We start from the raw sequence: 12,766 nt of genomic DNA on the forward strand, positions 1-12,766 counted from the left end.
TAAATTATGTTTAATGTAACAGAATTAATAATTGCTTTTTTTATATCACTCATATCAAGTCTGTTATTAGCGTATCCCGTTAAAAAAATGGCTTTGAAAATGGGTGCCATGGACGTACCAAATAATCGAAAAATACACACGATTGTTACCCCCAGGCTAGGCGGTTTAAGTATATATATAGGAACAGTTTTAGGAATTTTTTATTTGTTTCCAAATCATCCTCAAATATCAGCTATTGCGTTAGGCTCCCTCATAGTGGTAATAACGGGTATGATTGATGATAAATATCAAATCAGGCCGATTATCAAACTGTCAGGACAACTTCTGGCTGCTGTTATCCTTATAACTTCGGGAATTATTATTGAGAAGGTCACATTACCTGTATTCGGCATCATTGAATTAGGGTATTTCAGCATTCCTTTAACGATACTTTGGATTATTGGGATAACCAATGCAATTAATCTGATTGATGGTTTGGATGGACTGGCAGCAGGTGTATCCACGATTGCGATTTCCAGCATCTTAGTTATGGCGATTATAGATTATCGGGTAATAGTTGTCTACATCTGTGTTGCACTAATCGGTAGTAATCTTGGTTTTTTATTCCACAACTTTCACCCGGCTAAAATATACATGGGCGATACAGGATCACTGTTCCTTGGTTATTCTGTTGCAGTAATTTCCATGTTAGGTTTGTTTAAGAATATTGCCTTATTTAGTTTTGTTATTCCTATTATTGTGCTAGGAGTTCCGATATTAGATACCCTCTTTGCTATTGTTCGGAGAATGGTTAATAAAGAGCCGATTATGATGCCGGATAAGAAGCATATTCATTATCAGCTTCTGGCTGCGGGGTTTAGTCATCGGACGACTGTATTGATTTTGTATGGGTTTAGTGTGATATTTGGAGTACTAGCCATTTTATTTTCACTTGCTTCTAACTTAACAGTGTCTTATTTAGCTATGTTAGTTTTGTTAATATTAATTCATGTTTTTGCGGAGAATGTTGGTCTTGTGGGAAGAGGAAAGAAGCCTTTAACCAACTTAATGTGGAAGCTTATAAAAAAAGAGAAACTTGATCATAAAGAACAAAATGTACAACAAAAGCCCTAAAATTATTTTAGGGCTAATATTATTTTATACATTAAATAACATATTTCGACTTTTCTTGACTCAATAATATTTACATTTTAAAATTTAGTTATTCGTATTTTAAGAGGGTGTGTATGTATGGGAAAACCACTAGTAACAGTTTTTATCCCAATGTATAATTGTGAGGGTTATATTGGTCAAGCATTAGAAAGTATTCTTAATCAGACTTACGCCAATTTAGAAATATTGTTGATTGATGATGGATCAACAGATCAAACTGTTGAAATTGTAACAAAGTATAATGATAATCGGATTAAACTAATACAAAATAAAGAGAATAAAGGAATTCCATATACTAGGAATTTAGGAGTTGAACAGGCTAATGGAAAATATATGGCCATTATGGACTCAGATGACATAGCTTTATCAAATAGAATTGAACGTCAAGTCTATTTTATGGAAAGGAATCAAGACATTGACGCTATTGGAACATACTATCAAATGATTGGGGGGAGGTTAAAAAGAGTAAAGAAATCAAATATTACTTCACCTGAAGAAATAAAAGTTTCTTTATTGTTTTTTAGTCCAATATCTAATCCTTCTTCCATGATTAGACTGCGCACAATTAAAAAACACAATCTAAAATACAATTTAAATTACTTTGTAGCACAAGATTATGGTATGTGGCTACAAATATCAAAAGTGGGTAAATTAGCTATTCTCCCAGAAGTACTACTTCAATACAGAACGGGACATACAAACATTACAAAACGAACGAAGACAAAGAAAGCTTCAAGAAGAAAACAAATACTTGATTCCATTCATCGGGATGCTTTAAGTTTTTATAATTTTAAATTATCCTCCCAGGAATTATCCGACTTTAACGAATTTTTTAATGATAATCCACAAGCAGCTCTTAGTAATCAAACTATGTATCAAATTCCAAATATTCTAAAGAAGTTAACAGATCAATGTCATAATGATTTCGATGTAAAGTTATTTTCGAAAATTACACAAAAGAATTTTACATTTGCATTAAGCAACCATAGATTGTCCTTATTAAAAAAAATCAGATTATATAAAAAAACTGTTGGGATTCGCTATTTTACGTTTAGTTTGAAAGAGTTGACTTTTTTGATGTCCAAACATATATATCGTTCAGTTAAAAAGTTTTAGGTTTTGGAGATGTTGGAACATCCATATGATTTAGCAATAACGACTTAATAGAATTGTGCATAAAAAGCAAGGAAGTTTTTCTAATTTCTATATCTTAAAAAATAATGGTAAGAGAAAATATAGAATACTTATAACGTTATGAATTAATGTATAGGGTGAGTATATTAGAGGTTTGTGGAGGGATTAAATAGTGAGCCTTCTTGAAAAAAGTTCAAAAATAAATGTAAAAATAGAATGGCTGTTTATATTCTTTATCATTTTGCAACCAATTTTAGACATATCTGCTTTCTTCGGATTTCCATTTTCGATAGGTGTTAGAGCGTTAGCTATGCTATTTGGTTTTTTCTATATTCTGTTGTATCCAGAGTCTAAATATAAAAAGAGTGCAATATTTTACCTTTTTATTTTAGGAATATTTATGGTTATAAACTTTATCATAAACTTTACATTTAAAGCAAATTTTGTATGGATAGATGAGGTAGAATACATAATAAAGACAAGTTACGTTATTTTAATGTTAGTTACTTATATATTTGTCTTTAGACGGTTAAGTTCAAGAGTTAATTGGGAGAATATTATTCAGAGAAATATTAGCATAGCATTAGCGATTATAGGAATTGCCATGTTTATAGCCGAATTAACCGGTTCTGGAAGGAGAAGTTATAGGGCTATAAATAAAGAAGGTCATTCAGGGTGGTTTTTTTCGGCCAACGAGTTAAGTGCTATTCTTGCAATGGGATTAGGAATTCTACTCTTATATTTTATCAGTACAAAGATTTCCACAAAACTCATTTTGCTACCCTTCCTACTTTTGGTTACCTGGTCAATGTTAACCATTGGTACTAAAGTAGGCTTAGGTGCAATGTTAATTATACTTATTGTCACTTTACTTATAACAATAATGGATGTTATTAGGAATCGAAAAAAGTGGATTAATATTGTATTTATAGGATTTGTAACGATTGTCTCGCTACTTATCATCCCTTATACATCTGTACAACATAATTTAGATATTAAGGTATTTAATTGGTTTGGGCATTTTACTGAAGATCCTTCTGAATCAGATGATATCGAACAGCCAGAAGAAGAACAGAAACCTAATCCTGTGGAACAAGGAGAATTATCACAAGCATTACTTAGTGGAAGAGGAGATTTCTTAATCAACCATTGGAACCAATATAAACAGGCTCCTGTTCAGCAAAAATTATTTGGTATGGGATATGGAGGTAATTATGAGTCAAGTCCTAAGTTGGTGGAGATGGACTTTTTTGATTACTTTTTTAGCTTTGGAGTAGTCGGATTTATCATCCTTATATTACCTTTCTTAGCTATAGGTTTTTTAATAATAAAAAATATTTTTGTAAGCAAATTTAAATTAATTAGACCAGTTAGTTTTTTATTGATTGTAGAAATTGGCTTAGGATTAGGGATAGCTTCTATTGCCGGGCATATTTTCTCAGCTCCTTCTTCAGGTTATTATTTCGTTTTATTGATTAGCTACCTGTATGCTTATACAAGTCATTTTAGAGAAAAACTGTTTAATGCTTACTGATTGTTGTAATAATTCTTATTAAATGGGATATAAACAACCTATTAAAATTAATATATTTTATGTCTGATACATCGAATATACAGAACCCAAGTCCATTAACTTGGGTTTACTTTTTTTGCCAAAAGACTTTAATGAATTAAATAAGTATCTAAAATTTAAAGAAAGTTTGAAGAAACCATAATAAATAAGTTTAATAATTCGAATATTATATGTAACCTTTTACCCAAAAATTAAGGGAAATTGCTTATAAATATAATGCTATGATAAAATTAAATTAAGTTATAAAAGAGATTAAAGTAGCGATTATTTATTAAATGATAAAGGAGCTTTTAGTAATGAAGGTTCGTAAAGCAATCATACCAGCTGCAGGATTAGGAACGCGTTTTTTGCCTGCTACTAAGGCACAACCTAAAGAGATGCTTCCAATAGTTGATAAACCCACTATACAATATATTGTAGAAGAGGCAGTGGCTTCAGGAATAGAAGATATTATTATTGTTTCTGGAAGAGGTAAGCGTGCAATAGAAGACCATTTTGATATATCTTATGAGTTAGAAGAAAAGCTTGAGAAAAAAAGGAAAACAGAAATGCTTAAAATGGTGCAGTCCATTTCGAATTTAGCTAATATCCATTATATTCGTCAAAAAGAACCTAAAGGTTTAGGACATGCTATATCTGTTGCTAGTAGATTTGTTGGTAATGAACCATTTGCTGTACTATTAGGAGACGATATTGTTCAGTCAGACACCCCTTGTCTAAAGCAGCTTATTGATGTTTTTGACCAGCATCATTCCTCAATTGTAGGAGTACAGGAGGTCTCTGATGAGGAAGTATCAAAATACGGTGTGGTTGACCCTCGTGATGGAAAGGATTATGGTCCGAATACGATAGGTGTTAAAACATTTGTAGAAAAGCCACCTATTGAAAAAGCTCCTTCTAATTTGGCCATAATGGGAAGATACATATTGACACCGGAAGTCTTTCACGTATTAGAGAATCTTGCTCCTGGTAAGGGTGGAGAAATTCAGTTAACGGATGCCATTGAAATTTTAAATGAAACTCAAAAAGTTTTAGCATATAATTTTGAAGGAATACGTTATGATATAGGAAATAAACTAGGCTTTATCAAAGCATCCATTGATTTTGCATTATCTCGTGATGATTTAAAAGAAGATGTTCAAGAGTATATACAACAGAAATTAAAGGATATTTAAATTTATAAGATAAGGGAAGGTTTATAGAATGAATATCGCTGTTATAGGTACGGGATATGTTGGTCTAGTCACGGGAGTATGTTTAGCTGAAATCGGCCACCAGGTAACTTGCATTGATGTTGATGATAAAAAAATTAGTTCTTTAAAAAGTGGAACATCACCAATTTATGAAGATGGGTTAGAAGATCTCTTAATCAAAAATATTGAGAAGGATACTGTTAGATTCACTACAGATTATAGTTATGGACTAAAAGATAAAGCGGTAATTTATATTGGTGTGGGTACACCTCAGGCTGAGGATGGCTCAGCAGATTTGACCTATATAAATGATGTTTGTCATAGTATTGCACGCAACTTGCAAAGGGATGCCATTATTGTTACAAAAAGCACGGTACCGGTTGGTACGAATGAACACATAAAAAACAAAATAATGGAAAATATAGATTATAATGTATCTATAGAAATTGTATCGAATCCCGAGTTTTTGCGTCAGGGATCAGCAGTCTATGACACCTTTCATGGGGACAGAATTGTTATTGGTTCCGAAAACGATTATGCCTTAAATGTTATTGAGAATGTAAATAAGCCATTTGGTATCCCAATTGTCAAAACGGACTTAAGAAGTGCAGAAATGATTAAGTACGCAGCAAATGCCTTCTTGGCAACCAAAATTAGTTTTATTAATGAAATTGCAAACCTATGTGATAAATTAGATGCTAATGTTGAAAATGTAGCGAAAGGAATTGGAATGGATAAACGTATTGGTAATAGCTTTTTGAATGCTGGAATTGGTTATGGAGGATCTTGTTTCCCAAAAGATACCAATGCATTAGTTTCCATAGGAAAAAATGTAGATTATGAAATGTCAATTTTACAAAGTGTGGTCGAAGTTAATAATCGTCAGAAAAAAGTAATCATTGACAAGATGTACAAAAGATTTGGTAGTTTATCAGACATAAGCGTAGCCTTGTTAGGACTTTCCTTTAAGCCAAATACAGATGATATGAGAGAAGCACCGTCCATTCCATTATCTAAAGTACTTTTAGAGAAAGGTGCTAATATTAGAGCATATGACCCGGTTGCTGCAAATAATGCAAAAAAGATTTTGCCAGATAATGTATTCTATGCTGATAATATAGCTGAAGCTATTAATAAGGCAGATTGTGCAGTGATTTTGACAGATTGGGAAGATATAAAAAATTATCCATTAATGAAATTTAAAGAGCAATTAAATCAACCCATAATATTTGATGGAAGAAATTGCTTCGATCCACAAGAGGTAAGAAAAGCCGGGATAGAATATTATTCAATCGGACGTCCCTAAATCAAATGTAAAAGAATTTTAAAGGTTCCTTTCATTATCTATAATGGAAGGAACTTTTCGTTTATAATAGACGCAAGTTAAAAACTTTGGGTTAAAGGGGGAGTGGTTTTGCGAATTTTCCGACATTAGATTTTTTATCTAAAGCAATAATCTTTCCCAATGTATTATGGTATCTTAAACTATAGAGCTTCATAAAAAGTTTTTAAAGTGTTAGTGATATGTAATAATATAAGGTTGTTGTCTGGGGGACAAGAGAATGAAAAGAAAGTCCAAGCGGATACTGGTACTTAGTAACATGTATCCTGGAAAAGTCAGTAGTACATTTGGTATTTTTGTAGAAAATCAAGTTGAAGGAATTAGAAAAAGAGGCATCTATGTTGATGTTTTAGCTGTACAAGACCCTCGTATGGGTAAGTATTTTGTTATTAAAAAATACCTAAAATGGTCCATTCGGATTCTTTATTCTTTTTTAACTAAAGGTCGCAGCTATGATTTAATACATGCACATTATGTATTCCCCAGTGGCATGTTTGCCTTGTTATTTAAAAAATGGTTTGGGACCAAAATGATAGTTACCGCACATGGTGGAGATATTGACAAGATGTCCAAGAAAAGTCGATTCTTTTTTAATAAAACGAAGCAAATTTTAAATAATGCAGATTTCGTTATAGCTGTTGGGGAAAACTTGCGTAAGGATATAACCGATACTTTTAGAGTTGATGCAGATAAGACAGCTGTTATAAATATGGGTGTCAATAGAGAAGTTTTTCAACCTATAGATAAGATGAGAGCTAAAGAACTACTGGGTCGTTCATCATCCAAATTTTATTTACTATATGTAGGAAATTTAATAAAGCAGAAAGGACTGTTAGAGTTAATTGATGCTTTTCGACATTTAAGGCAGAAATATTCAGATTTAGAACTTCATTTAATAGGTCCTGTTAAAAACGAAGTTTTTTTATCACAATTAAAGCAAAAGATAGCAGATGAAAATATAGAGGATCTCTATATACATCCTGCAAAGGGACAGAAAGAAATCGCAAAATGGATGGCAGCTTCTGATGTATTTGTTCTTCCTTCACATATAGAAGGGTTCGGTCTAGTTGCATTAGAGGCAATGTCTTGCCACACACCTGTCGTAGGCAGTGATGTAGGGGGGCTTTCTTATTTACTTAAGGATTCGGGTATTTTGATAAGCCCTAAAGACAGTTCTTCTTTATATAAAGGGTTAGAAAAACTCATTGTTAATGAAGGGTTAAGAATGACACTCATTAAACAAGGAGAGAAAAAGGCACAGGAAAATGATCAGGAATTATTACTAGATAGGCTTATGGAGATATATGGTCATAAGGGAGGAAAAATTACATGAGAAGGAAGAAATTACTTCTTATTTCATCAATAGGTGGACATTTAACACAATTACTGCAATTAGAACCTCTCTTTAAAAATTACGATTATCACATTGTAACGGAAAAATCAGAGATTACAAAAAAGTTGGAAGATAAGTACCCTATGTCCTTTTTGGTTTACGGTGCAAGAAATTATCCATTTAGATATATATTTAAATTAGCTTACAATATATTTAAATCTTTTTTCATCTTTCTACGGGAAAGACCTGATGTTGTGATTACAACAGGTGTCCACACAGCAGTACCAATGTGTTATATAGCAAAGTTATTTAGAAAAAAAGTTGTGTTTATCGAAAGCTTTGCAAAATCCTCAAGTCCAACAATGGCAGGTAAAATGGTATATCCTGTTGCGGATTTATTCATTGTACAATGGGAAACTATGAAGAGATTTTATCCTAATGCAGTTTATGGGGGGTCTATCTATTGATATTTGTCATATTAGGAACTCACGAATTACCTTTCACACGACTTTTAAATGAGGTCGAAAGAATTAAAAAATCCGGTTTTCTCAAGGATGAAATTGTTGTTCAAAGCGGAAATACAAAATATAATAGTCATTATATGACCTTGATTCCCTTTATGAGTTATGAAGAGATGGATAAACTATATAATAAAGCCCGTTTAATTATTACCCATGCAGGAACAGGATCTGTGATAACCGGCCTAAAAAAAAGCAAAAAGGTAATTGCAGCAGCACGTCTGAAAAAATATGGTGAACATAATGATGATCATCAATTAGAACTTGTAAGTGTATTTGAAAAGCAAGGACATATTTTAAGTTGGAATGAAGGGGAGAATCTGGAAAAAGTAATCATTGAAGCAGAAGATTTTGAACCGAAGCCTTTTCGATCTGGTAAAGATAAGATGCTAAAAATTTTGTATGATTTTATTGAACAAAAATAGAATTTAAAATAAGGATTTACTTAAAAAAGGTTCACACCTCCTCATGTATAATGGTTGGACCTTTTTTCATTTAAGAATCTTTGGTGGAGTATAAATCAGGCAGTAAATAAAATGATAACTAATTATGGAAGTTGGAGAATTAGTGGATATGCTGCTTTGGTTCTGCTAACTGTTTTAATCTTCCTTATCTTAGAAGAACCAATAAATCCAAATGGTGAATGACGGTTGTTAGTCAAAGTTTCGAAATGAGAAGCCATGTCATTAAAAGTTCATATTATTGTTCCAATCAACCTCTATCTCCTGGTTGAACTCTACAGATTCACATTGATAGCGGTACAATAGAAATATCTTCATAGAATATTTACCACAGTCTGCACTATATTCACAAATATATCGGCACTTTCGGATAAAAATTCTGTTCGTCTACCGAATATATTGATATGCTTAATCTTCTGTATACAATAATTTCACGTACTTAATCCGTTACATTAGAGCAAAATTTAAGTCCTCTATATTCTTATTACAAAAATGTGCTGCATCTTAAAAGTTGGAGGTAAAATCTAACCTTTGGGTGGTAACTTCATTTTTTGTTTCTGAATAATAGAGGACTTTACGGTGTAAGAGCTTCCTCGTATTGTTCCTGCTCTTGATATAAAATCTTGATTAAGTTTTCACTGGATTTTCCACGTGAATATTGATTCCACTCGGAAGCATATTTCTCCACTTGAGTAAGATCAAATTGGTGCTGCTGAATGACATTAATGACTTCCTCAGTTGTTCTAACCATAGGTCCTGGTAAGTTTTTTTCATAGTCCTCGTAAAATCCACGTTTCTTTTTGTAATCCTCAAAATCATAGGTGAAGAAAATCATTGGTTTTCTCAGTAATGAATATTCAAATGGAATTGAAGAATAATCGGTAATAACACAATCCGCAATCAGTAGTAACTCATTCAGATTTTCATAGCTTGATACATCCACTACAAAATTAGGATAAACATTTTTGAAACTTGATTTTATCGCAGGATGTAATCGTAAAAGTAAAATATATTCATCTTTAAGCTCCTGATACATTTCCTCTAAATTTAGAGGAAGGTCAAAGGAAGTTAATTGTCCATCTCTAAACGTAGGAGCATATAATAGAACTTTTTTATTTTGAATAATAGGATTTTCTGTTTGTAATGTTTGAACAATCTCCTGATGTTTTTGTGATTCAAAAAAGAAGTCTGTACGTGGAATTCCCGTACGTAAAATGTTGTTACTATCTATACCAAAGCTTTTTCGAAAAATCGTTGCCATCTTCTCAGAACCGACCACAACATAATGAAAACGCTGATAAACCTCCTTGAAACGCTTCACAGCACGCTCACTACGTGTATAAATAGAAGGATCCATTAATCCAAACTGTTTGATTGCTCCGGCAGCATGCCAAAGCTGTATACATGTAACATTTTCCTTAAAGTCTACAGCAGACAAAAATCCAAAGTAATTGTCGACAAACACTACTTTGGACGTGGCTAAATGATAAATTCCTTTTATGAAATGAACAAGGTTAAGAGTTTCAAAGTTTAATATTTTCGTTACTTGATTGTCAAATTTATCAAAATCAGTACGACAGTTTGATTCCTTTAATATGACTAATTGTCCATAATCGTATTTTTGTAATTCTTTGGCTACATAATATACATTATCTCCAAACGAAGCTACAAATGTTGTCTTTTCTCTTTGGGGAAACAGTTTGAAAATGGTGTATACTAACCTGAAAATCATGAGATAAGTTGATATTAGTACTTCCTTAAACATCTTTCACCTTAAATAAATCTTGTTTAATTTTTGTTGTGGAGATTCCAACTGTACGAGGCAAGTAAATTACTTCACAATATTCTTCTAGGAAATCAAAATTACCTTTCCAGTCATCTCCCATAACAAAGATATCGATATCATGTTCTTTTATATCTTGAATTTTTTGATTCCAAGAATTTTCAGGTATTACCTTATCAACGTAGCGAATAGCTTCAAGAATAATTTTGCGATTTTCAAAACTATAGTAAGCTTTTTTATTTTTAATAGCATTAAATTCATCTGTAGAAATTGCAACAGTTAAATGATCACCTAATTGTTTGGCACGACGGAGGAGGTTTATATGACCATTATGAAGTAAATCAAATGTTCCGTAAGTGATTACTTTTTTCATTTTTTATCCTCCTTTAAAAACACTCACTATAATAATATTTATTTTAAGTGTTTGTAAAAATATTTACAAGGGTAAATTATTGTAAATTAATACAATTTTTCACAAATATATAAATAATATAGAAATAGTGTTAGTAAAGGATTTACTAACACTATTGAAGAGAGAACTTAACACTACTCTATAATTATATACGTACTACTGACCCAACCAGTACTGTTGCCATATTCGATTTGGTACCAATAAGTTCCACTATCGTCTTTTCTCTTTACAATCTCATTTTTGTCATTAAGTACAGCTGCTATATGTTGACCATTTGTAACACTACCTATGTTGTTGCCCCAAACATCATTTCTAACATTTAAAACAGTTGCATTTACTTTTAATAAATTTTTAACATCGACATAATCTCCATGTACCCAACCTTCTTTACTATTCTGAGCAATTTTATACCAACCAAAACCATTTTTACCAAGGATTTGTAATTCTGTATTAGTATCAAGTACTTTGATTGACTCTGAGTTAGTTGTTGGTTTTGTTCTAAAGTTAAGTCTGTCGGTTGTTATTCCAACAATTTTATTTGGGTAATCAATAAAGTTTACAGGTGGTTCATCCACTGATGATGGTTGATTTAGAAATGTAGGTTCATTAAATATTAAATTGTAGTTATTTAACAGGCTATAGGTATTGGCAATAATGTTTGTTTGACTAATTGCCCAAGATACATGAGTAGCGTATTGGTGGTCTCCTGGATTATCTGGGTTCCATCTCATTTTATATAAAGTATCTTGGCCTGTATTTATATAATTTTCAGCTATAAATTTGGCGCCACCTTTAATAGCGGCTTCAGGTGTAAACCAACCTTGTTCATATGCATATTGAGAACCACTTTCTATTGCACTAGAATCGTATGCTTTTGTACCATACATGTTATATACAACTTTCCCGTTTACTTCTATACCTTGTGCTAAATCTGAAGTACCATTACCAGTTTCATGTAGGGCATGTGCAATTAAATAAATTTCGTTTACGTTGTACATTTTTCCTGCTTCAATAAATGCAGATGCTGTTCCTTCTAAAGCTCCAGCTCCTTTTAAAACTTTTTCATTAGTTTCATATTGGTTAATGTTGGCGGACATTGATAGGTCCAAAAACTGATAATAACTTGATGTGTTTTTATCAAAATTATTTGGATTAGCATAATATTCTACTAAGTTCCTACCAGCTAAAACAGTACCAGAACCATTAGCTTTTGGTGTTTTTTTCATTTGTTTATCTATAAAACTATCAAAAGTGTAATTATAGTTAACAGTGTTATAGTTTTTATATATTCCTGGAACTGATATAGCTATTGAAGCCTCACCTTTAGTCTCCCTGAACTCTACACGAATACTGTGAGTTCCGTTGGATAATGATAAATCTTTATCCAATGGCTGTATTTCTCCTGTGTCATTCCAATTATCTATTACGAGTTTACCGTCTACATAAACCCTAATTCCACCGTTCGAATAGGAAGAAATATTATAGGATCCATTTTCTACTGTAATATTTCTTTGATAAACAGCGGAGAAAGTGGTGTTAGCTGGGATGCCCGATGCAGGTGACTTAGCGTTTCCCCAATCAAAATTCAGGTTCGGGATTTGGGGGTCGTACCCAGTAAGAGAACCCTGACCTGATAAATCATCGTTAGGAAAAACAACGCCATACCAGCGATTGTCCCTGTGCAGGTCATCTAAGGAAAAATCCAGACTTGCTTCACCCGCAGTCTCTTTCACATCAACTCGGATGGAATGTTTACCTTTGGAAAGGAAAAGAGCTTGTTCCACTCTTTGGGTAGATCCCGAGTCATTCCAGTTATCGATGTATAAATTTCCATCAACATATACCCGAATACCAGCATTAGCAGT

The 12,766-nt window shown here is 32.4% G+C and carries 11 protein-coding genes; 8 read left to right on the forward strand and 3 right to left on the reverse strand.

What is annotated here, in order from left to right; genetic code table 11:
- The first annotated feature begins 6 nt into the window (after positions 1 to 6).
- The 8 genes from BMX63_RS06520 to pssE all read left to right on the forward strand — a co-directional run bounded on the left by BMX63_RS06520 (position 7) and on the right by pssE (position 8,670).
- Positions 7 to 1,113 carry a glycosyltransferase family 4 protein gene (locus BMX63_RS06520; RefSeq protein WP_093133158.1) on the forward strand — a complete coding sequence of 369 codons (1,107 nt, stop codon included), beginning with the start codon at positions 7 to 9 and terminating at the stop codon, positions 1,111 to 1,113.
- Positions 1,114 to 1,230: 117 nt separating this feature from the next.
- Positions 1,231 to 2,268, forward strand: coding sequence for a glycosyltransferase family 2 protein (locus BMX63_RS06525; protein WP_093133160.1), 1,038 nt, complete (start codon positions 1,231 to 1,233; stop codon positions 2,266 to 2,268).
- A 190-nt stretch (positions 2,269 to 2,458) separates the two neighbouring features.
- A complete protein-coding gene (locus tag BMX63_RS06530) occupies positions 2,459 to 3,820 on the forward strand; it encodes an O-antigen ligase family protein (protein WP_177167212.1) in 1,362 nt (453 codons plus the stop codon).
- A gap of 335 nt (positions 3,821 to 4,155) precedes the next feature.
- Positions 4,156 to 5,034, forward strand: coding sequence for a UTP--glucose-1-phosphate uridylyltransferase GalU (galU, locus tag BMX63_RS06535; RefSeq protein WP_093133164.1), 879 nt, complete (start codon positions 4,156 to 4,158; stop codon positions 5,032 to 5,034).
- 28 nt (positions 5,035 to 5,062) lie between these two features.
- Positions 5,063 to 6,358 carry a UDP-glucose dehydrogenase family protein gene (locus tag BMX63_RS06540; RefSeq protein WP_093133166.1) on the forward strand — a complete coding sequence of 432 codons (1,296 nt, stop codon included), beginning with the start codon at positions 5,063 to 5,065 and terminating at the stop codon, positions 6,356 to 6,358.
- 256 nt (positions 6,359 to 6,614) lie between these two features.
- Positions 6,615 to 7,727, forward strand: a complete 1,113-nt coding sequence (locus BMX63_RS06545) for a glycosyltransferase (RefSeq protein ID WP_245732740.1) — start codon at positions 6,615 to 6,617, stop codon at positions 7,725 to 7,727.
- Positions 7,724 to 8,194 (forward strand): PssD/Cps14F family polysaccharide biosynthesis glycosyltransferase, encoded by a 471-nt coding sequence (gene pssD / locus BMX63_RS06550; RefSeq protein WP_093133168.1) that lies wholly within the window; start codon positions 7,724 to 7,726, stop codon positions 8,192 to 8,194. Before BMX63_RS06545 ends, pssD begins: the two co-directional genes overlap by 4 nt.
- Positions 8,191 to 8,670, forward strand: a complete 480-nt coding sequence (pssE, locus tag BMX63_RS06555; protein ID WP_093133170.1) for a PssE/Cps14G family polysaccharide biosynthesis glycosyltransferase — start codon at positions 8,191 to 8,193, stop codon at positions 8,668 to 8,670. Before pssD ends, pssE begins: the two co-directional genes overlap by 4 nt.
- 610 nt (positions 8,671 to 9,280) lie before the next feature.
- Here the strand turns inward: pssE and BMX63_RS06560 are convergent.
- The 3 genes from BMX63_RS06560 to BMX63_RS06570 all read right to left on the reverse strand — a co-directional run.
- The gene (locus BMX63_RS06560) at positions 9,281 to 10,438 is read right to left on the reverse strand and encodes a CDP-glycerol glycerophosphotransferase family protein (RefSeq protein ID WP_245732741.1); all 1,158 of its coding nucleotides are present in this window, start codon (positions 10,436 to 10,438) and stop codon (positions 9,281 to 9,283) included.
- A 25-nt stretch (positions 10,439 to 10,463) separates the two neighbouring features.
- Positions 10,464 to 10,862, reverse strand: coding sequence for a glycerol-3-phosphate cytidylyltransferase (gene tagD, locus BMX63_RS06565; RefSeq protein WP_093133174.1), 399 nt, complete (start codon positions 10,860 to 10,862; stop codon positions 10,464 to 10,466).
- Positions 10,863 to 11,035: 173 nt separating this feature from the next.
- Positions 11,036 to 12,766, reverse strand: a 1,731-nt coding sequence (locus BMX63_RS06570) for an SH3 domain-containing protein (protein WP_177167213.1), incomplete at its 5' end; no start/stop codon positions are given.

The organism is Salinibacillus kushneri (genome assembly GCF_900111405.1).
Classification (GTDB): Bacteria; Bacillota; Bacilli; order Bacillales; family Alkalibacillaceae; genus Salinibacillus; species Salinibacillus kushneri.